17 protein-coding genes and 2 pseudogenes are annotated in these 24661 nt (G+C 71.0%); 5 read left to right on the plus strand and 14 right to left on the minus strand.

The window, feature by feature from the left end; genetic code table 11:
• Nucleotides 1–470: 470 nt before the first annotated feature.
• Together ACQP1S_RS22460 and ACQP1S_RS22465 are read left to right on the plus strand one after the other, a co-directional pair.
• Nucleotides 471–764: an antibiotic biosynthesis monooxygenase family protein gene (locus tag ACQP1S_RS22460; RefSeq protein ID WP_091237361.1), complete on the plus strand. Its 294-nt coding sequence runs from the start codon at nucleotides 471–473 to the stop codon at nucleotides 762–764.
• 315 nt (nucleotides 765–1079) lie between these two features.
• Nucleotides 1080–1841 carry an SDR family oxidoreductase gene (locus ACQP1S_RS22465; RefSeq protein ID WP_432898812.1) on the plus strand — a complete coding sequence of 254 codons (762 nt, stop codon included), beginning with the start codon at nucleotides 1080–1082 and terminating at the stop codon, nucleotides 1839–1841.
• A gap of 147 nt (nucleotides 1842–1988) precedes the next feature.
• Here the strand turns inward: ACQP1S_RS22465 and ACQP1S_RS22470 are convergent.
• The 4 genes and pseudogenes from ACQP1S_RS22470 to uvrB form a co-directional block, all read right to left on the minus strand.
• A pseudogene (locus tag ACQP1S_RS22470) lies at nucleotides 1989–2843 on the minus strand (helix-turn-helix domain-containing protein); the annotation flags it as partial.
• 163 nt (nucleotides 2844–3006) lie between these two features.
• A complete protein-coding gene (locus ACQP1S_RS22475; protein ID WP_432898815.1) occupies nucleotides 3007–3375 on the minus strand; it encodes a VOC family protein in 369 nt (122 codons plus the stop codon).
• 23 nt (nucleotides 3376–3398) lie between these two features.
• Nucleotides 3399–3596, minus strand: coding sequence for a hypothetical protein (locus ACQP1S_RS22480; protein WP_432898817.1), 198 nt, complete (start codon nucleotides 3594–3596; stop codon nucleotides 3399–3401).
• 404 nt (nucleotides 3597–4000) lie between these two features.
• Nucleotides 4001–6109, minus strand: coding sequence for an excinuclease ABC subunit UvrB (gene uvrB, locus ACQP1S_RS22485; RefSeq protein WP_091238808.1), 2109 nt, complete (start codon nucleotides 6107–6109; stop codon nucleotides 4001–4003).
• A 339-nt stretch (nucleotides 6110–6448) separates the two neighbouring features.
• Here uvrB and ACQP1S_RS22490 point away from each other — a divergent pair, with 339 nt between their 5' ends.
• Nucleotides 6449–7993 carry a hypothetical protein gene (locus tag ACQP1S_RS22490; RefSeq protein ID WP_432898820.1) on the plus strand — a complete coding sequence of 515 codons (1545 nt, stop codon included), beginning with the start codon at nucleotides 6449–6451 and terminating at the stop codon, nucleotides 7991–7993.
• Nucleotides 7994–8102: 109 nt separating this feature from the next.
• Here the strand turns inward: ACQP1S_RS22490 and coaE are convergent, their stop codons facing one another.
• Together coaE and rpsA are read right to left on the minus strand one after the other, a co-directional pair.
• Nucleotides 8103–9287: a dephospho-CoA kinase gene (gene coaE, locus ACQP1S_RS22495; protein ID WP_432898823.1), complete on the minus strand. Its 1185-nt coding sequence runs from the start codon at nucleotides 9285–9287 to the stop codon at nucleotides 8103–8105.
• Between the two features lie 305 nt (nucleotides 9288–9592).
• Nucleotides 9593–11092 carry a 30S ribosomal protein S1 gene (rpsA, locus tag ACQP1S_RS22500; protein WP_091237366.1) on the minus strand — a complete coding sequence of 500 codons (1500 nt, stop codon included), beginning with the start codon at nucleotides 11090–11092 and terminating at the stop codon, nucleotides 9593–9595.
• Between the two features lie 386 nt (nucleotides 11093–11478).
• Between rpsA and ACQP1S_RS22505 the strand changes: the two genes are divergently transcribed.
• On the plus strand, nucleotides 11479–12345 hold the full coding sequence (locus ACQP1S_RS22505) for a class I SAM-dependent methyltransferase (protein ID WP_432898827.1): 867 nt from the start codon (nucleotides 11479–11481) through the stop codon (nucleotides 12343–12345).
• A gap of 206 nt (nucleotides 12346–12551) precedes the next feature.
• A pseudogene (locus ACQP1S_RS22510) lies at nucleotides 12552–12896 on the plus strand (DUF3140 domain-containing protein); the annotation flags it as partial.
• Between the two features lie 48 nt (nucleotides 12897–12944).
• Here ACQP1S_RS22510 and ACQP1S_RS22515 read toward each other — a convergent pair.
• The 8 genes from ACQP1S_RS22515 to ACQP1S_RS22550 all read right to left on the minus strand — a co-directional run bounded on the left by ACQP1S_RS22515 (nucleotide 12945) and on the right by ACQP1S_RS22550 (nucleotide 24631).
• On the minus strand, nucleotides 12945–13505 hold the full coding sequence (locus ACQP1S_RS22515; protein WP_432898830.1) for an isochorismatase family protein: 561 nt from the start codon (nucleotides 13503–13505) through the stop codon (nucleotides 12945–12947).
• A gap of 770 nt (nucleotides 13506–14275) precedes the next feature.
• A complete protein-coding gene (gene polA / locus ACQP1S_RS22520; protein ID WP_432898833.1) occupies nucleotides 14276–16984 on the minus strand; it encodes a DNA polymerase I in 2709 nt (902 codons plus the stop codon).
• A gap of 1224 nt (nucleotides 16985–18208) precedes the next feature.
• On the minus strand, nucleotides 18209–18925 hold the full coding sequence (locus ACQP1S_RS22525; RefSeq protein ID WP_363670924.1) for an ABC transporter ATP-binding protein: 717 nt from the start codon (nucleotides 18923–18925) through the stop codon (nucleotides 18209–18211).
• Nucleotides 18912–19850 carry an ABC transporter ATP-binding protein gene (locus ACQP1S_RS22530; RefSeq protein ID WP_363670922.1) on the minus strand — a complete coding sequence of 313 codons (939 nt, stop codon included), beginning with the start codon at nucleotides 19848–19850 and terminating at the stop codon, nucleotides 18912–18914. The genes ACQP1S_RS22525 and ACQP1S_RS22530 overlap by 14 nt, the downstream gene beginning before the upstream one ends.
• Nucleotides 19843–21000, minus strand: a complete 1158-nt coding sequence (locus ACQP1S_RS22535; protein WP_432898838.1) for a branched-chain amino acid ABC transporter permease — start codon at nucleotides 20998–21000, stop codon at nucleotides 19843–19845. Before ACQP1S_RS22535 ends, ACQP1S_RS22530 begins: the two co-directional genes overlap by 8 nt.
• Entirely contained in the window at nucleotides 20997–21980 is a 984-nt protein-coding gene (locus ACQP1S_RS22540) for a branched-chain amino acid ABC transporter permease (protein WP_363670918.1), read from the minus strand. Before ACQP1S_RS22540 ends, ACQP1S_RS22535 begins: the two co-directional genes overlap by 4 nt.
• Nucleotides 21981–22042: 62 nt before the next feature.
• Nucleotides 22043–23191, minus strand: coding sequence for a branched-chain amino acid ABC transporter substrate-binding protein (locus ACQP1S_RS22545; RefSeq protein ID WP_432898842.1), 1149 nt, complete (start codon nucleotides 23189–23191; stop codon nucleotides 22043–22045).
• Nucleotides 23192–23431: 240 nt separating this feature from the next.
• Nucleotides 23432–24631: a hypothetical protein gene (locus ACQP1S_RS22550; protein WP_432898845.1), complete on the minus strand. Its 1200-nt coding sequence runs from the start codon at nucleotides 24629–24631 to the stop codon at nucleotides 23432–23434.
• Nucleotides 24632–24661: the final 30 nt, after the last annotated feature.

Raw genomic sequence — 24661 nt, forward strand, 5'->3', positions numbered from 1 at the left:
GCGTCGGGGCACACCGTACGCCGCGTGACGGCGGGGTGGGCGACGACGCACACACTGGTGACTGACGGAGGTCTCTTCCGCCAGTGACCCGCGAACGGGGCACTGACCGGCGGAGCCGGGTCGATTGTCGGGGTGACGCTCGACCGTGCTGACGACTCCGTCGCGAGGGAATACTCCCCTCCTCGGCCGCCATTGTTCACCATCGAGGGCCACCGGCGCATCTCCTGCGGCATGCATTGCCGGCAGCATCACGTTCCGACTCCGGTCGCCGCGTCCCGTCAGCGTTGCGGCGGGCCGCACCTCGGCTCTTTCCCGGAGTTGATATCGCAGGTGAAGGCCGATCGTATTGGGCGGCCGGCGCGGTAGCGCGTGGCACACCCGCTAAGGCATCCTAGGAGGCTAGGTGTAGTCGGGCGCGAAGGTCGGCCCCGCCCCGGTGGCGGAGCAGCGCCGCGTGGCACGCTGTCAGCATGGTGCTTGAGGTCGCGCTCATCGACGTACTGCCCGGACACGAGGACGGGTTCGCCGCCGCCTACGCGGAGGCGCACGCCATCATCATCGCCGCCGAGGGATGCCGATCGGTCCGGATGACCCGGGGCATCGAATCCCCCTCCCGGTTCGTGCTCCTGGTGGAGTGGGACTCGGTGCAGGCGCACGAGGAGAACTTCCGGGCCACCGAGGCGTTCGGCAGGTGGCGGGCGCTGATCGGCCCGCACTTCGCCGGCCCGCCCCGGGTCGAGCACTTCGTCGACGTCCCGGCCTGAGTCGGGCGGTCGCGATCGGGCCGGCTCCGCGGCGGCAAGAATCTACCCTGGTCGATCCGGATCGATCCGAATCTGTCGTACCTCCGGGTTATCGTGCGGCGCACGCGCGGCACACCGGCCCCGACGCGTTCGGGGGCGCCGGGTCCGGTGGTCGCGCGGCGAACCCCCATGCGCGGCAAACCCACCGTGACCGCAGGGCCGGCGGGCGAGCCCGGGGTCGTGCGACGCCGGTGGCTGTTCCGCGCGGCTGCTCCGGGCGGCGGCGTGGAACTAATCCGTGGCGTCCGGCGTGCCGGGTCCGGTTGACTGGCCCGCATGACCGCACGGGTGTTCCTGGTGACCGGGGTGAGCCGACGGGTCGGCATCGGCGCGGCGGTCGCCCGTATCCTCGCCGCCGACGGGCATCGGCTGATCCTCACCGGCCTGCCCGGCTACGACGACGCCCAGCCCTACGGCGGCGACACGGACGGCGTGCCGGCGCTGCTGGCCGAGCTGGGCGAGGCCGCCGGCCACGTCACCGCCGACCTGCTCGACCCGGCCACCCCGGCGGCCCTGGTCGCCGAGGCGGTACGCCGGCACGGCCGGCTCGACGCCGTGGTGGCGGCCCACGCCTACTCCACCCGCACCCGCCTGGGCGAGCTGGACGCCATCGAGATCGACCGGCATCTGCTGGTGAACGTCCGGGCCACCCTGCTGCTGGCCGACGCCTTCGCCACCGCCTTCACCGCCGGGGCGGGCGGCCGGCTGGTGTTCTTCTCCAGCGGCCAACGCCTCGGCCCGATGCCCGACGAGCTGGCCTACGCGGCCGGCAAGGCCGCCCTGGAGAACCTCACCGCGCAGCTCGCGCCACTGCTGATGGCCCGGGGGATCACCGTCAACTGCCTCAATCCCGGACCGACCGACACCGGCTACGCCCCACCGGACGCGCACGCCGCCGTGGCGGCGCGCTTTCCGGCCGGCCGCTGGGGCACCCCGCAGGAGGCGGCCCGACTGGTGCGTTTCCTCTGTTCACGGGAGGCGGACTGGATCACCGGCCAGGTCATCGACTCCGAGGGTGGCTTCCACCGCTACGGGTGAGCCCGGACCGGCCGCCCGCCTGCTGGTCTCCGGCGTCCCGGGCCCGCTGCCGTCGGCGCCTTCGGCTGCCGCTCCCCCACCGTGGACGGTCCCCCCGCCATCGCCAGGACCGACGGCGGTGCCTGTGGGTGGACCGACGACGAGACCGGCGGCCCTGCGGCCGAGCAGATCCACCGTCTCCGCCGCGCTGAGCGCGGCGGCGGAGAGCCAGCCGGTCATCCGGTCGTAGCGACCGACGTCGACGTCGGAGGCCAGCCGCACGTCGGTGGTCAGCGCCTCCAGCATCACCGTGCGCGGATCGGCCGGGTCAGGAAACGAGTAACACGAGAAGGCGGTCAACGGGTACGCCCCACCGCGCGGCACCGCCGTCCTCGGCACCATCCGGATGGTCACGTGCGGCAGCTCGGCAAACGCCAGCAACTGGTCCAACTGCTCATGCCAGACCTCGGCGGGCAGGCCGGCCGGATCACAGGCCCGCTCGTCGAGCAACGCGGTGTACCGCGGCGGATCGGGACGGCGCAACACCCCCTGCCGGGTGAGCCGGGCCCGCAGGTCGGCCTCGACGTCGACGTCCGGGTGCAGCAGCCGGCCGGCCGTGATCCGCAACCGCGCGTAGCCGGGTGCCTGGAGCAGGCCGGGCAGCACCGTCGGCTGGTATTCCACGATGGTCGCCGCCCCCGCCTCCAACTCGGCGTAGGTGCGCTGCCGCTCGCTCATCTCGCCGAGCGCCTTCCACCAGCCGCGACCGGTCGCCGCGTCCCGGGCGATGACGATCAGCGCCTCGCGCTGCGGCGACGGCACCTCGTAGATGTCCAGCAGATCGAGCACGTCGGCCAGATCGGGCCGACTCTGCCCCAACTCGATGCGGGACAGCTTGGACGTGGAGGCCCAGCCCAGCCGGGCACAGACCTGTTCCAGCGTCAGCGCCTCCCGTCTGCGCAACTGGCGCAGCTCGGCGCCGAGCCTCGCGCGTCGAATGACAGGACTCGATGACAATGGCATCCCGGCCTCCCCACGAGGGAGGGTACGCAGGATCATCACCCAGGGCAACACATTGCTTGCTCACCGCAACATTTTTCTGAGCCTGATTCGGATGCCGCCGGTGGCGCGTCGGGCCGTTTCGCCCGCCCGCCCGGCGCTTCCGCCGGCACCGCTCCGGGGCGGGTCAGGGCCGGTAGGTGCCGAACGACCAGACGTAGCCGGCGAGGTCCCGCGCCGCGTAGTCGCGGGAACCGTAGTCGGTGTCGAACGGGCCTCGGATGATCTCCGCCCCGGCGGCCCGCGCGCGGTCGTGGTGGGCGTCCAGGTCGTCGACCGCCACGTAGACAGCGTAGGCGTCATCGGCGGGCCGATCCGGTTCGCCCCGGCCCGTGCCGAGCATGATGATGCCGTCGCCGAGCGCCAGTTCGGCGTGCGCCACCGCCCCGTCCGGGCCGTCGTGCACCGCGTGGACCCGGAACCCGAACGCGGCGCAGAGCCAGTCGATCGCCGCCCGGGCGTCGGGATACCGGAAGGTCGGGTAGATGTTCGTCATGCGTCGAGTGTGCCGCCCCGGACTCAGCCCGGATTGGACGAATGGGAACCGGGCCGGCCCAGCGCCGCCGGGGTCGCCCCGGTGAACTCCCGGAACTCCCGGATCAGGTGCGCCTGGTCGTAGTACCCCCCACGCACCGCCAGCTCGGCCCAGTTGCCCACCGGCTCGGCCCCGCCGTTCGACGGCTCGGGACGATCCGGCCCGACGGGCGTGCCGGGCATCGGTGAGCTGGTCGACCGGCACCTCCCGGTTGGCCAGCTCACCGAGGGGCACCCCGAGAATCCGGCGAGCTGCCGGCGGGGTGAGCAGCAACTCCACCCCGGCCCCGGCACCCACCGTCGAGGTCGTGCAGTAGCCGTCGTACGGCCCCGCCACGAACGAGTCCACCCGGTAGGCGCTGTGTGCCGCCGAGCGCGGGTTCAGCACGTCGAGCGGGGCGCCCCACCCGAGGATGAGGACCACGAAGGCACCGGCCGCCTCGTGCCGGACCAGTGGCGGCGGTGTCCCCCGCCCGGATGCCACACCCCCGGCATGCCCTCCCGGTAGCCGAGGTAACGGCCCACGAAGGGGCGCAGCCCGCCGGCCGGCGTCCCGACGCACACCTCGTCCAGCACCGGATCGCCCGTCACTTCACCCCGGCGGCGTCCATCCCGCGCAGTTCCTTCTTCAGGTCGGAGACCTCGTCCCGGATCCGCGCCGCCAGCTCGAACTGCAATTCCCGGGCGGCGGCGAGCATCTGGTCGTTGAGTTCCTGGATCAGCTGCGCCAGGTCGGCGCGCGCCATCCCCTCCCGGGAGGGCGTCCCGGCGGTGGTCCGACTGCGACTGCGGGTCTCCTTGACCGGCGCCTTGCCCCGGGAGAGCTGCCGGGCGGCCCCGCCGATCCGGGAACTCTCGGTGTCCTCCGCCTCGCGGTAGATGTCGTCGAGGATGTCGTGGATCTTCTTGCGCAGCGGCTCGGGGCTGATCCCGTGCGCCTCGTTGTGCGCGATCTGCTTGGCCCGACGACGGTTGGTCTCGTCGATCGCCAACGCCATCGACGGGGTGATCTTGTCGGCGTACATGTGCACCTGGCCGGAGACGTTACGGGCGGCCCGGCCGATGGTCTGGATCAGCGACCGGCCACTGCGCAGGAAGCCTTCCTTGTCGGCGTCCAGGATCGCCACCAGGGAGACCTCGGGCAGGTCGAGACCCTCCCGGAGCAGGTTGATGCCGACCAGCACGTCGTAGTCGCCCTTGCGCAGCTCGCGCAACAGCTCCACCCGGCGCAGGGTGTCGACCTCGGAGTGCAGGTAACGCACCCGGATGCCGTTCTCCAGGAGGTAGTCCGACAGGTCCTCGGCCATCTTCTTGGTCAGCGTGGTGACCAGCACCCGCTCGTCCCGCTCGGTCCGCAGTTTGATCTCGTGCATCAGGTCGTCGATCTGGCCCTTGGTCGGCTTGATCACGACTTCCGGATCGACCAGGCCGGTGGGGCGGATGACCTGCTCGACGAACTCGCCCTGGGCCTGTTCCATCTCCCAGGTGCCCGGGGTGGCCGACAGGTAGACCAGCTGGCCGACCCGCTCCAGGAACTCGTCGAAGCGCAGCGGACGGTTGTCGGCGGCGCTGGGCAGCCGGAAACCGTGGTCGATCAGCATCCGCTTACGCGAGGCGTCGCCCTCGAACATGCCGCCGATCTGCGGGATGGTGACGTGCGACTCGTCGACCACGGTGAGGAAGTCGTCCGGGAAGTAGTCGAGCAGGCAGTGCGGCGGGCTGCCGGGCAGCCGGCCGTCGATGTGCATGGAGTAGTTCTCGATGCCGGAGCAGAAACCGACCTGACGCATCATCTCCAGGTCGTAGGTGGTGCGCATCCGCAGCCGCTGTGCCTCCAGCAGCTTGCCCTGCCGTTCCAGCTCGGCCAGCCGCTCCCCCAGCTCGGCCTCGATGTCCCGGGTGGCCCGCTCCATCCGCTCCGGACCGGCCGCGTAGTGCGTGGCCGGGAAGATCAACAGGTGGTCGACCTCCTTGACCACGTCGCCGGTGAGCGGGTTGAGGTAGTAGAGCTTCTCCACCTCGTCACCGAACAGCTCGATCCGGACCGCCAGCTCCTCGTACGCCGGGATGATCTCCAGGGTGTCGCCCCGGACCCGGAAGGTGCCCCGCTGGAAGGCCATGTCGTTGCGGGTGTACTGGATGTCGACCAGCCGGCGCAGCAGCTGGTCGCGGTCCAGCTCCTGCCCGATGGTGACCCGGACGGCCCGGTCGAGGTATTCCTCGGGGGTGCCCAGACCGTAGATGGCCGAGACGGTCGCCACCACGATCGTGTCGCGGCGGGTGAGCAGCGACATGGTCGCCTTGTGCCGCAGCCGCTCGACCTCCTCGTTGATCGAGGAGTCCTTCTCGATGTAGGTGTCGGTCTGCGGGATGTAGGCCTCGGGCTGGTAGTAGTCGTAGTAGGAGACGAAATACTCCACCGAGTTGTGCGGGAGCAGCTCGCTGAACTCCTTGGCCAACTGGGCGCAGAGCGTCTTGTTGGGGGCGAGCACCAGGGTCGGCCGTTGCAGCCGCTCGACCAACCACGCCGTGGTGGCGCTCTTGCCGGTGCCGGTGGCGCCGAGCAGCACGGTGTTACGGTCGCCACGCCGGACCCGACGCTCAAGTTCATCGATGGCGGCCGGCTGGTCGCCGGCCGGCTGGAAGTCACTGACGACCTGGAAGCGACCGTCGAGCCGAGGAATGTCGAGCGCCATGGCATCCACGGTACGCCGCAGGTCCGACACTCCACCGCGACCGCCGCCAGCCGGTGATCACCTTCGATATTGCCATTGTGGCCCACATCTCAGAGGGCTAGCCTGGACACCGTAGGCCGCTCGCGGCGGCCGACCGCGGCGGTGGCCGGGCCTCGACAGGCTCCCACCGCCCGGCACCTGGGGTCGCAGCACCCGGACATCACCGGCGTGCGCATCCCGCGTGGTCGCGCCCCTGGCGCAGACCGGCCGCCGCGAGCGCCCCTGCCTGTCCGGCCAGCCCGCCACCCCCGGACCGGCACCCCGGCGTCACCCCGCCCCGGGCCGGCCCGTTCACCACACGTGGAGACCTCGTCCGACCGGCCCCGACACCTACCCGGCACCGGCCCGGGCCGGCGACGCGCCGGACGGCAGCACCGCACGGCCCGCCGGTCGGTCACCGTCGTCGCACCCACGGCCGAGGAGAGCGCCCCCGGCCGGCGACGTACCACCATGGTCGTCCTGGGCGTGGTCGCCGCCACGTCCGCCGCCGCCCTGGTGGCCGGCCTGCCCAGTTGGTCGCCCGCACCGCCCGCACCGGCCCGCGCACTGACCGCCGACGAGGCCGAGCGGCTGGCCGCCGTCCGGGTCAGCACCTACCGGGACGTCCGGGCCGGGGTACGGGTGGCCGTCGGCACCGGGGCCGGCCGCACCGACCTGGTCGGCTGGGTCGACTGGTCCCGTCCGCTGGCCTACCTCGACGTCGGCGGACCGGGCGCCGGGCAGGATCGGGGCCTGGTGCAGGCCACCCCGTCGGTCCTGGTGCAGCGGCCCGATCCCCGCGCGATCGTGACCCCGGCCCGGCCACCGCTGGTGCCCCCCGGTGACCGCTGGCGGCTGCGGAACCCGCCGTCCGGGCGGGGTCTGGCCGGTGCGCTCGACGTCCTCTTCGCGCTCGCCGCCGACCGGGCCGAACCGGCCGAGCCACTGCACGCCGGCGGCGGACGGTGGCTCGGCCGGGACACCGTCGGCGGCGACCCGGTGGACGTCCTCCAGGCGGCGCTGCGGCCGACCGGACCGACCGGCCGACCGGCCGGGCCGACCACCGCACCGACCGGCCACCCGGTGGCCGGGGACGCGGACCCCCGCTGGTGGGTGGACCGGGATGCCCGGCTGCGTCGCTGGGCGGGCCGACTCGCCGACGGCACCCCGATCACCGTCGAGCTGGACCGGGTCGACCGGCCGACGCCGTGGCCGGTCGACGCGCTCGGTGGCCGGCCGGGACTGCCCCGGGCCCTCACCGACGAGGAGGCCGCCCGGCTGGGCCGGCTGGCCACCCGGCTGCGTGCCGGCACCGGGGCTGCGGTCACCGTGACCGCCCCGCTCGGCAGCGCCGCCAACCTGCGGGGTGCCGGCTGGCTCAGCTGGTCCGCCGGTGTCGCGTACCTGTCGGTCGCCGAACTGGACACCCTCGGCCGTCGGACGCTGCTGCGTCGGGACCGGTCCGGCTTCGCCCGGACGGACGTACCGGTCGGGCCGGGCACCACCGCCCCCGCTCCGCCGGTGCCGCCACCGGCCGGGACCGGTTGGCGGACCGGCAGTCAGCCGGCCGACCAGCTGGACGTGCTGGTCGACGCGGCGGTGCGGGCCGGTGGTCAGCTCCCGGGTGTCGGCGCCGCCGTCCGGGTCCGGGGCGACCGGCGGGCCAACCGAGCGGTGGACGTGTTCGAGGTACGCCAGCAGAGCCTGCGCCTGCGGTACTGGCTGGACCGGGCCGGTTTCCTGCGCCGGCTGGAACTGCGCACCCCCGCTGGCCTGTGGGCGCAGCTGGACCTGAGCCCCGGTCCGCTGCCGGCGGGAATCGTCCCGCCTCGCCGCGAGGCACCGTCGACGTCACGACCCCATTGACGTCACGACCCCCATTGACGTCACGGCCACATCGACGTCACGGCCCGGCTGACGTCAACGGGGTCCGCTGGCGTCACGGCCGGGCCGGGGCGGGGTGGGTGTGCTGCGGTCAGGGACACCAGCCGGTCTGCGCCGCCCAGGCCTCCGCCCGCAGCCGCTCCTCGGCGAACCACGGGTCGTCGGCGGTGGCGTGCCCCGGGCCCTCCAGCGGCGCCGACGCCGCCAACTCCCGTTTCACCAGCAGGTACGCCGCCCGTTGATCGGGATCGGCACGCAGGTGGTCCCGCATCAGCAGGGCGTGCCGCCAACCGGGTGATCCGGCCACCCGCAGGTGCACCCGCACCGGCCGCCCAGGGTCGGCACCACCGTGCAGTCGCTTCTCCCCGCCGTCGCCGCCGGCCGGCCCGGGGCGGTCCCACCGGGCCTCGGGCACCCTCGGGAACCCGGCATCGGCGAGTCGCTGCGCCAACGCGCCGTCCGCCTCGGCCAGCGACGGGACGGTCACCTGCACGTCGATGACGTCCCGGCCGGCCAGCCCCGGGACAGCGGTCGAGCCGACATGGTCGATCCGCAGGTCGGCCGGGGCGAGCGCGTGCCGGATCCGGGCGGCGAGCCGGGCGTACTGCTGCGGCCACGTCGGGTCGGGCTCGGTCGACACCACCCACCCGTCCCGGACCGCCCGGTGTTCCCGCACGTTGCGCTCGTAGGGCAGCAGCCGGTCCCGCCAGAGCGCGTCCACGGCGGCGTGCAGTTCGTCGAGACCGCCGTCGTTGTCCAGGATCACATCGGCCGCCGCCCGGCGGCGGGCGTCGTCGGCCTGGGCGGCGATCCGCCGCTCGGCCTCCGCCCGGGTCATCCCCCGGTCCCGCGCCAACCGCGCCAACCGGGTGGCCACGGCCGTCTGCACCACCACCACCAGGTGGTACGACGGCGCAAGCCCCACCTCCACCAGCAGCGGTACGTCGTTGACCACCACCGCGTCAACGGGTGCCGCGGCGGACAACTCGGCGGACCGGGCCCGGACCCGGGGGTGGGTGATCTGCTCCAGCCGGCGACGGGCGGCCTCGTCAGCGAAGACCATCGCGCCCAGCGCCGCCCGGTCCAGCGCGCCGTCGGCGGTCAGCACCCGGTCGGAGAAGGCGACGACGATCTCGGCCAGCCCCGCACTGCCCGGCGCGACCACCTCCCGGGCGATCCGATCGGAGTCGACGATGACCGCACCCTGCCCGGCCAGCCGGGTCGCCACCGCGCTCTTGCCGGACCCGATGCCACCGGTCAACCCCACCCTCAGCACCGACCCAGTCAACCGGATCGGCTCCCGTTCCACCACACCGCCCCCGCCCCGTGGACCGCCCGCCCCGCGGCGTCGGCACGGAGTCGATCATGCCGCCGCGATGGAGCCCGGCGCGGGCGGAAACCGGAGCGGGCCGGAACAGGGGCGGGGGCAGGGAGCGCACGCAAGGAGCGGGGCAGGCGGGAACGGCGAGAGCCCCGTCCCCGATCCGCGTGCAGCGGACCGGAGGCGGGGCTCTTCGTCAGGGACGCTTCCCGACCGGCGGGGACGTCAGACGCCCTACCGGGTGGAAGCAGCCTCCAGGATCACTTGCCGCCGGCGAGCTTCTCCCGCAGCGCGGCGAGCGCCTCGTCGGTCGCCAGGGTGCCGGCCGGCTCCTCGGCCTGCCGGCTCGGGGTCGACGAACTGGTCGAGGTGGTGGTGGTGCCACCGGCGGCCACGGGCGGAGCCGGGTTGGCAGCGGCCTCGGCGTCGGCGGCCCGGGAGGTCTGCACCTGCTTGGTGTGGGCCTCCCAGCGCTGACGCGCCTCGGCGTACTGGTTCTCCCAGGTCTCGCGCTGCTTGTCGTACCCCTCGAGCCACTCGCCCGTCTCCGGGTCGAAGCCGTCCGGGTAGATGTAGTTGCCCTCGGTGTCGTACGTCGCGGCCATGCCGTAGAGGGTCGGGTCGAAGTGCTCCTCGCCCTCGACGAAGCCCTCGTTGGCCTGCTTGAGCGACAGCGAGATCCGGCGGCGCTCCAGGTCGATGTCGATGACCTTGACCATGACCTCGGAACCGACCTGCACGACCTGCTCCGGGATCTCCACGTGGCGCTCGGCCAGCTCGGAGATGTGGACCAGGCCCTCGATGCCGTCGTCCACCCGGACGAAGGCACCGAACGGGACGAGCTTGGTGACCTTACCCGGCACGATCTGCTGGATCGCGTGGGTGCGGGCGAACTGCCGCCACGGGTCCTCCTGGGTCGCCTTCAGCGACAGCGAGACCCGCTCGCGGTCCAGGTCGACGTCCAGGACCTCGACCTCAACCTCCTGGCCCACCTCGACGACCTCGGACGGGTGGTCGATGTGCTTCCAGGACAGCTCGGAGACGTGCACCAGGCCGTCCACGCCGCCCAGGTCGACGAACGCGCCGAAGTTGACGATCGACGAGACGACGCCCTTGCGGACCTGCCCCTTCTGGAGCTTGTTGAGGAACTCGGTGCGCACCTCGGACTGCGTCTGCTCCAGCCAGGCCCGGCGGGACAGGACCACGTTGTTGCGGTTCTTGTCCAGCTCGATGATCTTGGCTTCGAGCTCGCGGCCCACGTACGGCTGCAGGTCACGCACCCGCCGCATCTCGACCAGGGAGGCGGGCAGGAAGCCGCGCAGCCCGATGTCGAGGATGAGGCCACCCTTGACCACCTCGATGACCGAACCGCGGACGACGCCGTCCTCGTCCTTGATCTTCTCGATCGTGCCCCAGGCCCGCTCGTACTGCGCCCGCTTCTTGGAGAGGATCAGACGCCCCTCCTTGTCCTCCTTCTGGAGGACCAGGGCCTCGATGTGGTCACCGACCGAGACGACCTCGGCGGGGTCCACGTCGTGCTTGATCGACAACTCCCGCGAGGGGATGACACCCTCGGTCTTGTAGCCGATGTCGAGCAGGACCTCGTCCCGATCGACCTTGACGACGGTGCCTTCGACAATGTCGCCGTCATTGAAGTACTTGATGGTCTCGTCGATCGCGGCGAGGAAAGCCTCCTCGGAACCGAGATCGTCGTGGGTGACCCGGGTGGCGCTCGAGGGGGCCTCGATGCTGCTCGTCATGTGGGCGGTTGCTCCGGTCGGATGGGTTGTCACAGCAGGCGTGGTGTCGCAGTGACCCGTTCGCGCCAGCGGATCCGCCACCGGGCCCACCTAACGATCACCAAGAGAAGATCATTGGTGCTCCGGTGACCGCGCACCTGCTCCCTGCCGAGGTACACGATCCACGAGCGCATCGTCTAGCCTACCCGCTGCATTACCACAGCGTGCAAGCCCTCCCGGGTCCTCGCGACCCCACCAGCTGCGAAAGCGGAGATTTCGGTGGAAAAGCGCCTCCGGTGTCTCATCCGTCACATCCGCCCCACGGGACCGACAGCGTACGGCGGTCCGGCACGCCGCGCACGCCGGGGTCCGGCGGGCGGTACCACCTCAGGGCCTAGCGTGAGCGGGTGGACGACGACGAGCGGGTGCTCCGGCGCCGGGTGGGCGACACCGAGGCACGACGGGCCAACCGCGGCTGGTGGGACGCCGATGCCGACGACTACCAGGCCGAGCACGGCGCGTTCCTGGGCGAGGTGGACTTCCGCTGGTGCCCGGAGGGGCTGCGCGAGTCCGAGGCGCGGCTGCTCGGCGACGTGGCCGGGCGGCGGGTCCTGGAGGTCGGCTGCGGAGCGGCGTCCTGCGCCCGCTGGCTGGCCACCCAGGGGGCGAGCCCGGTCGCCTTCGACCTCTCCGCCGGAATGCTGCGGCACGCCGCCCGCGCCGCCGGCACCACCGGGGTACGCGTGCCGCTGGTGCAGGCCGACGCGCTGGCCCTGCCGTTCGCCGAGGCATCCTTCGACATCGCCTGCACGGCCTTCGGCGCGATCCCGTTCGTCGACGACTCGGCCGCCCTGATGGCCGAGGTGCACCGGGTGCTGCGCCCCGGCGGGCGCTGGGTCTTCTCGGTGACCCACCCGATGCGCTGGGTCTTCCTGGACGACCCCGGTGAGGGCGGGCTGACCGCCGTGCACTCGTACTTCGACCGCTCGCCCTACGTGGAACAGGACGAACGGGGGGTGGCCAGCTACGTCGAGCAGCACCGGACGCTCGGTGACCGGATCCGCGAGCTGATCGACGCGGGCTTCCGCCTGCTGGACCTGGTGGAGCCGGAGTGGCCGGCCGGACACCGGGAGACGTGGGGGCAGTGGAGCCCGCTGCGCGGACGACTCTTCCCCGGCACCGCCATCTTCGTCACCGAGAAGCCCGCCGGCAGCTACCCGGCCGGTGCTACGCATCGCTCCGGACGGGCAGGCACGGCGTCGGAGTCGGGCTGAGCGCCACCACCGGCCGCCGGCCGAGCGGGTCGAACCGTTCGACCGCAAGCTGCCGACCGCCGAGCCAGGCCCGGCGACGCACCACCCGGCCCGACCTGACCGTTTCGGTGGATCGCCGTCGGGTACGCGGCGGTCATGGCCGAGCAGAGGTGCCGCAGCCATCACGTCGGCCCCCGACGTCGTCCACTGGCCGGAGGCGGTGCGCGATGAGCCGGGCTGACGATCCGCAGCAGACCTACCGGGAGTTCACCGAGGCGGTCAACATGCGGCCCGGCGAGCTGTCCTCGTGGTTGCAGACGGCGGAGTCCAAGCGGGTCGGCTCGCACAAGGGTGGCCGGTCAGGTGGCGGCGAATCTGTCGGCCACTCGTCCGGTCGGCGGATCGTCGACCTGCTCCGCCGCAAGCGGGCCGAACTCTCCGCCGCCGACTACCAGCACATGCGCACGGTGACCGGGTACGTGCACCGGCACCTGGCGCAGCGACCCGCCGGCGACGTCCGGGACACGAAGTGGCGCTGGTCGCTGATGAACTGGGGACATGACCCGCTGCGATGACCGGCGCCGGTCGCCCCGAGCGAAGTCAGGCCGAGACGACGGGTGTCAGGCCAGGGCGGCGAAGTCGACGTCTTTCGCCTCGACCGTGCCGGCCGTGCGTCCCGGGGCCGTCTGGTGGGCCCAGTAGAGGTTGGTGTGCGCGACGACCTGCTCGGGCGGTGGAGCCCCCCACGCCGTCCGGTCCTGCGTGGTGTGGGCGTCGCCGACCAGCGTGGTGTCGTAGCCCCGGACGAACGCGCCGTGCAGCGTCGACCGGACGCATGCGTCGGTCTCCGCACCGGCCACCAGGAGCCGCCCGACCCCCAGCCCGGCCAGCACCGACTCCAGCGGGGTGTCCTCGAAGGAGTCGCCGTGGTGCTTCTCGACCAGCGGCTCGGCCTCGCCGGGGACCAACTCGGGGACGATCCGCCAGTCGTCGCCTCCCCGGACGAGTTGGGCGTCGGAGTGCTGCACCCAGATGACCGGCACCCCCTCGTGTCGGGCCCGCTGCACCAGTGCGCCCACGATGCCGACGACGTCGTCCCGCCGGTACGTCCCCGCGACGACGCCGTTCTGCACGTCGACGACGAGCAGCGCGGTGTGCGGCCGGTTGTGGAGTGTGGTCATGTCTCCCCCTGGTCCCGATCGAGCCGGTCAGAATGCCACTGGTCAGGTCGAATGCGCTGCCCAGCACGCTAGCCCGCCCCTCCGACAGACCACCCGCACGCCGCTCGTCCGTGGTGGAAGGCCGCCGACATGCCGACGGACCACGCCCCCGCCCACCCGTGGTGGACACCGTTGAGTGCCGACGGATGACGCACACCCCCGGCCCACCCGCGTGGACACCGCTGAGGGGCACCCCGAGCCCGGTCCACCCGCGTGGACACCGCTGAGGGGCACCCCGAGCCCGGTCCACAGCCGGATCAGCCGGCCACCCCGCCTGCGATGTGGTGTTCGTGCCGCTGATCCCGCCACCGCGTGCGGACCCCCGCGACGCGATCCACCTCCGGACATGGTTACCACCGCGAGCGATATACCGCTGGGGCATGAATATGACAGCGCGGCATAACGACTTCCGGAAGCACGTAGCCTCGGCCGACCCGCAACGGACAACAGGCGGAGGACACCCTCGTCCTGGTCAACACCCGGGCGCCGGCGTCGCGCCCCGGCCGACCCGCGACGGACAGCAGGCGGCGGGCACCACCGGGCCGAACCGCGAACCGGACCCGTCATTCCCCGAACAGCCGATCACCGGGCCAACCGGCGGCGATGGGCTACGGATCAACGGGCACTGGACCAACCAGCCCACCGGGCCGACCAGCCGACCAGCCCATCGGACCGACCAGTCCACCTCGGCCGCCGGGCCACCGGGCCACCGGGCCACCGGGCCACCGGGACTAATGGTCGGCGCTGTTCCAGTCCCGGCCTTCGCCGACGGAGACCTCCAGCGGCACCGACAGCGGGTACGCGGCACCCATCTCCTGTCGGACCAGCGCCTCCAACGCCTCCCGCTCATCGGGGGCGACCTCGAAGACCAACTCGTCGTGCACCTGGAGCAGCATCCGGGACCGCAGCCCGGCGTCGCGCAGCGCGGTGTCGACGCGCAGCATGGCGACCTTGATGATGTCGGCCGCCGAGCCCTGGATGGGGGCGTTGAGCGCCATCCGCTCGGCCATGTCCCGGCGCTGCCGGTTGTCGCTCACCAGGTCGGGCAGGTAGCGGCGGCGACCCAGGACGGTGGAGGTGTAGCCGTCCTGACGGGCCCGGGCCACCACCTCGTGCAGGTAGTCGCGCACCCCGCCGAAGCCGGCGAAGTAGTTGTCCATCAGCCCTCGGGCCTCCTCGGCGGTGATGCCGAGCTGCTGGGACAGGCCGAACGCGCTCAGCCCGTACGCCAGGCCGTAGTTCATCGCCTTGATCTTGCGGCGCTGGTCGGCGGTGACCTCGCCGACCGGGACCTCGAAGACCGAGGACGCGGTGGCGGCGTGGAAGTCGTGGCCGGAGTTGAACGCCTCGATCAGCGCCTCGTCCAGGGACAGGTGCGCCATGATCCGCATCTCGATCTGGCTGTAGTCGGCGGTGAGCAACGTCTGGTAGCCGTCGCCCACCACGAAGGCCCGGCGGATGCGCCGGCCCTCCTCCGTGCGGATCGGGATGTTCTGGAGATTCGGGTCGGTGGAGGAGAGCCGGCCGGTGGCCGCCACGGTCTGCTTGAACGTGGTGTGGATGCGGCCGTCGTCGGCGACCGACTTGAGCAGGCCGTCGACGGTGGTCTTGAGCTTCGCCACGTCCCGGTGCCGCAGCAGGTGCTCCAGCACCGGGTGCGGGTTCTGCGCGTACAGCCACTGGAGCGCGTCGGCGTCGGTGGTGTAGCCGGTCTTGATCTTCTTGGTCTTCGGTAGCCCCAGCTCCCCGAAGAGCAGCTCCTGGAGCTGCTTGGGCGAGCCCAGGTTGAACTCCCGCCCCACGGCGGCATACGCGCTCTGCGCGGCGGACTTCACCTCGCCCGCGAAGTGCGCCTCCAACTCCTGGAGATAGTCCAGGTCGGCGCCGATGCCGACGCGCTGCATCGCGGCGAGCACCTCGGACAGCGGCAGCTCCACCTCGGCCATCAACCGGGCGGACTGCTCGCCGTCGCGGGACAGCTCGGCGTCGATCGCGTCGGCCAGGTCGAGGGTGGCCCGCGCCTGGAGCATCAGGTTCTGCTCGGCCTCGCCGTCGTCACCGAGGCCGTCGAAGGTGAGCTGCCCGGTCTCCGGCACGTCGACCCGCAGCTCGCGGTGCAGATAGCGCAGCGCCAGATCGGTCAGGTCGTAGGAGCGCTGGTCGGGACGGGCCAGGTAGGCGGCGACCTCGGTGTCCCGGGCGACGCCGGCCAGGGACCAGCCACGTGCGGCGAACGCGAGCCGGGCGTGCTTGCTGTCGTGCAGCACCTTCGGCTGCTGCGGGTCGGCCAGCCAGCCGGCCAGGGCGCGTTCGTCGTCCTCGGCCAGCGTCGTCGGGTCGAGCCAAGCCGCCGGACCGGTGGCCAGCGCGAACGCCAGTGCCTCCAGCTGCGGCTCGTAACGCTCGCGGGGTTCCTTCGGCTTGGCCGGCGTCTTCACCGCCACGCCGACCTGGGTGCCGACCGGGGCGTGCGTGGCCAGCCAGCCGGTCAACGCGCCGGGCGCGGTGAGCACCTCGGCGGCCAGGTCGAAGCCCGCCTCGGCCTCCGGCTCCACCGCCTCCAGGTACTGGTAGAGCCGGTCGCGCAGAATGCGGAACTGGAGGGTGTCGAAGACTTGGTGCACGGCCTCCCGGTCCCAGCCCTGCCAGCGGGCGTCCTCGGGACGGATCGGCAGCTCCAGGTCGGAGACCAGGCAGTTGATCTCGTAGTTGCGGATCACGTCGGCGAGCCGCTCGCGCAGGCTGTCGCCGGCCTTGCCCTTGATCTCGTCGGCGTGGGCGATCACGCCCTCGACCCCGCCGTACGTGGTGATCCACTTGGCGGCCGTCTTGGGGCCGACGCCGGGGATGCCGGGCAGGTTGTCGCTGGTCTCGCCGACCAGCGCGGCCAGGTCGCGGTAGCGCTGCGGGCCCACGCCGTACTTCGCCTCGATCGCGGCCGGGTCCATCCGGGCCAGGTCGGAGACGCCCTTGCGGGGGTAGAGCACGGTCACGGTGTCGCCGACGAGCTGGAAGGCGTCCCGGTCGCCGGTGCTGATCAGCACCTGCATGCCCTGGTCGCGAGCCCGGCAGGCGAGGGTGGCGATGACGTCGTCGGCCTCGTAGCCCGGTTGCTCGACGACCGGGATGCGCAGCGCGTCGAGGACCTCCTTGACCAGGCTGACCTGACCCTTGAAGTCGGACGGGGTCTCGCTGCGGCCGGCCTTGTACTCCGCGTACTTCTCGGTGCGGAAGGAGTGCCGGGACACGTCGAAGGCGACCACGATGTGGGTCGGCTGCTCGTCGCGGAGCACGTTGATCAGCATCGAGGTGAAGCCGTAGACCGCGTTGGTCGGCTGCCCGGTCGTGGTGGAGAAGTTCTCCACCGGCAGAGCGAAGAACGCCCGGTATGCCAGGGAGTGTCCGTCGACGAGAAGCAGGCGCGGCGTCGTAGCTGTCACGGCAGCGACTCTAGTACGGCAGGCCGACAGTGCTTGCGCACCAGCACCGGGTCGCGGAACGACTGACCGCCCCGGACCGAACCAGCCCGGCGAACGCGCGACAACCCGCAGACCCCTCCCGCCCACCGAGTAGACCCTCGGCATCCCGCCCGGACGCAGAACAGCATATCGACAACCGCCTCCACCAGGTGTGCGAAATAGCGCCGGGCGAGAATGCCCTCAAGCCCGGACCGGAAAAGGACCACCGTTTGTTCGCCACGCTCCGCGACGCCCCCGATGGGTAACACCGCATCAGCGGCCGGGCCTCGACGTCGACCGCCAGCCGTGATGCACCGCCCCACCGACTTCACCGATGCCGTGACCAGCGGAAATCCGACTACGTGAACAGGATTGCCGCGCCCCGCACACCTCGTCACCGACTTCAAGGGTTGACAAGGATCTTCGATGCCAGCATCGCTGTGACAAGCAGATCCAGTGGAGGACACTTGTGCAGCGATTGAGTACGGCCACTGTTATCGCGACGGCAGGTGTCACACCTGCGGCAAGCCCGGCATTCGCCGGGGTCTGGGTGGCCAGCGGGCTGCAACAAGTCCTGTCCGACCGCCAGGCCACCGGCCACGGTCGCAAGCTGACCGGGCAGCACCAAACGTGCACCTGCACCGCTGAACGGGACAGCGTCGCCCCGCGGAACTTCTACCGGCTACGCGGGCACATGAACTGAAGCGGGCCCGGCAGAAATAGCGGCTGGCCTACACCCCACCTTCAACAGCATCGCCCTTCCTGCGTTGCGGGCAAACACAGGAAGGGCGATGCCACCATGCGCTGCCACGCTATTTCCGGAGCATACCGAATGGCGCGTCGAACGGTCGTGGCTCAACGCGTACCCATCTTCCGGTCAGCCGAACCATGAGGTGGCCGTCAACGCGCCGACCGGCTCGGGGAATACAGAAGCCTCGATAGGCAGGTCCGGAGAAGCCGAAAGGCAGCAGGCATGGGCGAAGAACAGCGAACCTGGAAGGGGAGACAACGGAGAGCCATGCGGAAAATTGCGAGAACCATTGCGATGTCGGCCTTGGCCACGGCCGGTACTTCCTGGGGCTTCATGAACTGATCCTGCTCACCTTCGCGCCGACTCGACGCCGGGGCCGGCGGCCGCCGCTCGGTGCACACGAACGAACCGGCCGGCGAGTGACTCGCCGGCCGGTTCGTTCGCGCCTGGTGCGGTCAGGACACGCCGAGGTACGCCTCCTTGACCGCCGGGTCGGTGAGCAGGTCCTGGCCGGACCCCTCCTTCACGATCCGGCCGGTCTCCAGCACGTAACCCCGGTGGGCCCTGGAGAGCGCCTGCTGGGCGTTCTGCTCCACCAACAGGATGGTGATGCCCTGCTGCTGGTTGATCTCCGTGATGATGTCGAAGATCTGTCGGATGACCATCGGCGCCAGACCCATCGACGGCTCGTCGAGCAGGAGCAGCTTCGGGCGGCTCATCAGCGCCCGACCGACGGCCAGCATCTGCTGCTCTCCGCCGGAGAGCGTGCCGCCGGCCTGCTTGCGCCGCTCGGCCAGCCGGGGAAAGAGGGTGAGCACCCGGTCCAGGTCGGCGGCGATGCCGGCGGAGTCCCGCCGGGTGTACGCCCCCATGTCCAGGTTCTCCATCACCGTCATGCCGGGGAAGATCTGCCGGCCCTCGGGCGACTGGCACAGTCCCCGGACCACCCGCAGGTCGGCCCGGAGCTTGCTGATGTCCTCGCCGTTGAAGGAGATCCGGCCCTGTGACAGGGTCCGGATACCGGAGATGGCCCGCATGGTGGTGGTCTTGCCCGCGCCATTTGCACCGATCAACGCCACCACCTCACCCTCGGTGACGGTCAGGCTGATGCCGTGCAGGGCCTCGATGCGCCCGTACGACACGCTTACGTTGTCCAGCTCAAGCAGCGCCATCGGCGGGCTCCCCCAGATACGCGGCGATCACCCGCGGGTCTCGACTGACTTCGGCTGGCGCACCCTCGGCGATCTTCCGGCCGAACTCCAGCACCACGATCCGGTCGGTGACCCCCATGACCAGGCGCATGTCGTGCTCGATCAGCAGCACGGTCAGCCCCATGTCACGGATCTTGCGGATCAGGGAGAGCAGGTCCTCCTTCTCTGCCGGGTTGAAGCCGGCGGCCGGCTCGTCCAGGCAGATCAGCTTCGGCTCGGTCGCGAGGGCCCGGGCGATCTCCAGCCGACGCTGATAGCCGTACGGCAGGTTGCGCGCCTCGTCGTTGGCCCGGTCGGCGATGCCGACGAACCGCAGCAGCTCCAGCGACTTCGCCTCGGCAGCCCGCTCCTCAAGGATGTGCCGGGACAACCCGAACGTCTTCGCGCAGGTCCGGCGGATCTCCTGCCAGGTCCGGACGATCCCGGACGTGGCGGTGACCTTCGGCAGCTCCTCCGGCTTCGGCTTGACCCGGTACAGCCGGAACAGCGCACCCGGCACGCTGGTCTTGTGCCGGGAGTCGGTCCCGACCATGACGTTCTCCAGCGCCGTCATCTCCGGGAAGAGCCGGATGTTCTGGAAGGTGCGGGAGATGCCCATCCGGCTGATCTGGTGCGGCTTGCGGCCGGTCACCTTCTCACCCTGGAAGCGAACCGCCCCGGAGGTGGGCCGGTAGACGCCGGTCATCACGTTGAAACTGGTGGTCTTACCCGCGCCGTTCGGACCGATGAGCCCGAGGATCTCTCCCTCGTAGATCTTGAAATTGATCTTGTCGAGGGCCACCACTCCACCGAAGCGGAGCGTGACCTCGTCGACCTCGAGCAGCACCGGCTTCGGGCCGGGCTGGGCCGGAATCTTCGGCGTCGTGGTGGTCATCTGGTCAGACATGAGCGGGCGCCTCCTCTGCAGCCGCCGCGCGATCCTTCAACTCACGGGCCCGCCGTCGGCTCGGGATGAGGCCCTGCGGACGCAGGATCATCACCAGCACCATGGCGAGACCGAAGGCCAGCCACCGGTAGTCGGCGACCTCCCGGAACCGCTCCGGTAGGTAGGCCAGCAACACCGCGCCGAGCGAGACACCGATCATGTTCCCCGATCCACCGACGACGACCATGGCGACGAAGAGGATGGAGAGGTTCGCGTTGAACTGGGTCGGGTCGATGAACGCGTTCCGGCTGCCGAAGAGGAACCCTGACAGGCCGCCCAGTGCCGCGCCGATGGCGAAGGCCCAGAGCTTGGCCTTGAACGGGTAGACCCCCATCACCGCCGCAGCGTCCTCGTCCTCACGCACCGCCAGCCAGGCCCTGCCCACCCGGCTGTGCTCCAGCCGGCGGACCAGGAAGACCATCAGCAGCACCATCGTGATCGCGAGCCAGTACCAGGGCTTCGCGTCGATCAGGCCGAAGACCTTGTTGTCCCCCGACGGCGGGCCCTCCGGGCCGGGGATGGCCGAGATGCCCTGCGGGCCGTTGGTCAGACCGGTCGCGTTGCGCGCCACGATCCGGATGATCTCGCCGAAGCCCAGCGTCACGATGGCCAGGTAGTCACCGCGCAGGCGCAGCGTCGGCCAGCCGAGCAGCACGCCGGAGATCAGCGTGAGCACGATGGCGAGAAGCAGGCAGACCGCCCAGGTCACCGCCCACGTCGGCGGCAGGTCGAACTCCTGCTGGATCCACTTGACCACCGGCGAGTTGACTGATCCGAAGAGCGCGACGCTGTAGGCGCCGATGGCGAAGAACCCGATGTAGCCCAGATCGAGCAGGCCGGCCAAGCCGACCACCACATTCAGGCCGATGGCGACCAGGACATAGATGGCGCAGACGAACAGCACGCCGGCCCAGTTGTTGCCGCCCGCGATGGAGTCGGTCCGCAGCCAGGTCAGGCCGGGGACGCCGAGCAGCGGCAGGTAGTACAGGAACGCCACCATGGCCAGGATCGCCGCAGCCTGCTGCCATTTCGGCAGCGCCCTGAACCGGTCACCCACGGAGGTCAGCAGGCTGACCCTCCGCCGGTCTGCGGAACGAATCTTGTCGATCATGCGCGGGCCCTCCCGAGCGACTCGCCCAACAGGCCGGTCGGGCGGAACATCAGCACCACGATCAGCACCACGAAGGCGATGACGTCCTCCCAGTTGGAGGCGAAGAGCGTCGCGCCGTAGACCTCGACGATGCCGAGGAAAAGGCCGCCCACCAGGGCACCCCGCAGGTTGCCGATGCCGCCGAGCACCGCGGCCGTGAAGGCCTTGAGACCGAGTACGAAGCCGATGCTGTTCTGGGTGAAGCCGAACCGCATGCTCCACAGCAGCGCGGCCGCACCGGCCATGATGCCACCGAGCATGAAGATCAACATGATCACGCGCTCCTGGTTGACGCCCATCAGCGCGGCGGTCTCCGGGTTCTGCGCCACCGCGCGCACGCCTCGGCCGTACCGGGTGCGGTTGATGAACCAGTCCAGGAGGGCCATCATCACCACGGCCGACACGAAGACGATCAGCTGGATGTTGGTGATCGCGGTGTTGCCGATCTGCAGGAGCGTCTCCTGCTGGATGATCGTCGGCATGCCGACGATCTGCCGGGCCCGGCCGAACAGGGTCGGCAACGCGCCGCCCGCCATGTCCGGCAGCAGCAGACCGAAGACCTCGACCAGCACCAGCGAGATGCCGATCGCGGTGATCAGGAAGATCAGCGGTGGCGCGTTCTTACGGCGCAGCGGACGGTAGGCGATCCGCTCGATCGCCAGGGCGGTACCACCGGACGCTATCGCTGCGGCGATGAGGCCGAGCACCAAGAAGAGCACCGCCTGGCCGATCGGCGGGTTGTTCTTCACCCCGAACGCGGTCCACAGGCCCAGCACCGCGAAGGTGCCGACCATGAAGACCTCGGAATGGGCAAAGTTGATCAGGCGCAGGACGCCGTAGACGAGGGTGTAGCCGAGGGCGATCAGGGCGTAGATGGCACCCTTGGACAGGCCGTCCACGGTGTGCTGGCCGAGGTGTCCGATCAGTTCATCGAAATGCACGGGGTCTCCTTGCATCGAGTGCGGCCGGGGACCACGCCCCGGCCGCACCCCCTGCTGTGTCGTCAGCTGAGCTTGAGCTCCTGCAGGGCGCTGATTTCCTCGCCCTTGATCTGGTACGCCCAGATGACGACCTTCGACGGGTCGACGTCACCCTTGTCGTCGAACTTGATGTACTTCGAGACGCCCTGCTTGTCGTACGCCTTCACGTAGGCCAGGATGTCGGCCCGGGTCTTCTTGCCGTCCTTGAAGGCGTCCAGGTAGATCTGGGCGCCGTCGAAGCCCTCCGCACCGTAGGAGCCCGGCGCCTGGCCGAACTCCTTCTGGTAGTCGGCGGAGAAGGTGCCGCCCGCCTTGTCGGCCGGGAGGCAGGGGCAGGTGATGATCGCGCCCTCGGCGCCGCCGGAGGCACCCTTCGGGAACGCCGGGTCGTAGAGACCGTCCGGGCCGACGAACTTGGCCTGGATACCGGCCGCACGCATCTGCTTCACCAGCGGGGCCGCCTCGCGGGTGTACCCGCCGTAGAAGACGAAGTCCGCCTTCGCCGCCTTGATCTTGGAGATGGTGGCGTCGAACTGCGCCTGCTTCTCCTGGATCTTGTCGGTGCCGGCCAGCGTCGGGCCGATGTTCTTGGCCAGCTCCGCAGTGATGCCCGCGCCGTACGCGCTGCCGTCGTCGATGGTGAAGACCTTCGCCGCGCTCTGCGACTTCAGGTAGGTGGCCACGGCCCCCGCCTGGGTGCCGTCGTTGCCGACCACCCGGAAGAAGGACTTGTTGCCCTTCTGGGTCAGGTCAGCCCGGGTCGCCGAAGGGCTGATCATGGCCAGGCCGGCAGCCTGGTAGATCGGCATGGTGGCGTCGGACTCGCCGGAGAAGTGGCCGCCGATCACACCGAGGAACGAGTTGTCACCGGCGATCTGGTTCGCGAACGGGGTCGCCACGGCCGGGTCGCCCTGGGTGTCGAACTCCTGCAGGGTGACCTTGCAGTCCGAGTTCTTCTCGTTGAACTGCTTCACGGCGAGCTTCGCACCGTTCAGCGACGGCAGGACGAGGCCCGCGTTGTCACCGGTGAATGCGCCGAAGATAGCGATCTTGCCACCACAGTCGCCGGACCCGGTGGTCTCGCCGCCGCCCGTGTCCTGGCAACCTGCGGCACCGACCATCGCCACGGCAAGCGCGGCGGCCCCCAGTGCCCGTACATAGCTACGCCTCACGGCTTCCTGACCTCCTCCAAAAGCAGAAGGCGACCATCCCGGGAGGGCGGCGAGAGTACAGCCCGCACCACCACCCACCCAGCAGGAACGCCCCCTGCATTACGGCTCGTGATGGCGGAGCGTACCGACACTCATTCGACCGGGGAAGACCTTGACCCGTGGTCTGCGAAACCGTTACGAAGACGTGCGCGATCGGCCAGGAGCCCGTAACAGGTCGGCCCCTGACTGGTCCTTGGAGCCCTACCTCGGCCGCTCGTCCCGGCGCTGGACCCTGCCATCTACGGGCATTTCCGCCGACCACACCGTCGGGCGCACACCGTCGTCGGCGAAGATCCACAGTCGCCGCCCCACCGCCACCACCGCGACGTCCCGGTCCGCACCCGCCGGCACCGGTCCGGGTAGCTCCATCCGCTGCCAGGAGCCGCCCCGGTCGGCGGACGTCCAGACCGAACGGGACGCCCCGTCCGAAATCGCCGCCACCAGCCGGCCGTCCGCCGCCACCAGGCCGTCCACCGACGGGACCTTCGAGGGGGCGGTCCCGCCGAACCCGCCGACGGCCACCCATCGGTCGCCGTCACGACGCCACGCGCCGAACGCCGTACCGCGCAACCCGACCGCCACCACCGCGTCGTCGATCAGCGCCACCCGCTGCAACTCCTCGTAGCGGTCCGTTCCGGACAGCGACGTCCGTCGCCAACTGCGGCCATCCGCCGACGACCAGGCGACCGGGTCACGATCGATGCGACCAGCCGGCAGCACGCCGCCGACCGCCAGCCAGCCACCGGGCACGCCCACCGCGTCGAAGGCCCAGCTGATCCCGCGGCCGTCACTGGCCAGTTCCGGCACCCCTTCCACCAGCGCGAAGTCCGCCGCGTCCGGGGACACCCAGGCCGCCGCGCCGCTGGACCGGTTGCCGACGACCAGCCAGCCCGCCGGGCCGCCCGCCAGGCGGGACACATTGACCGCCTTCGGACCGCCGTACGTCTCGAACGACGCCGAGACCTCGACCAGGCCGCCGTCTGCGCGCTGCCGCCAGGTGCTCACCCGCGGATTGCCGTGCGCCCCACCGGTCTTGGCACCGACCGCCGCCAACTCGCCGTCCCGGCAGCCGGCCGCGTAGAGCACGTTCTGCCTGCCGTAGAAGGACTCCGCGGCGATCGGCACGACGCTCCAGGTCGCACCGTCCAGGCTGGTCCAGGCGGCCGGTCGGGTGCCGCCGTCGGCATCCGCGACGCCGCCGATGGCGTACCAACGACCCGCGCAGGCCGTCGCGTCGCGCAGCAGCATGCGGCCGGGCGGACCCGGCGGTGTCGGCAGGGTCAGCGGATGCCACGCCGGGAGGACCGGGGCCTCGTCACCGCCGGGTGGGGGCACCGGGTCACAGGCGGCCGTCGCCACGGTGAGAACACCCAGCACCGCGAAGATCCACCGAGGGGCCATCCATCGATGCTAGCCACCGACGGGTGGGCT

This window comes from Micromonospora matsumotoense, from assembly GCF_050951065.1.
In the GTDB taxonomy this organism is placed as follows: Bacteria; Actinomycetota; Actinomycetes; order Mycobacteriales; family Micromonosporaceae; genus Micromonospora; species Micromonospora matsumotoensis.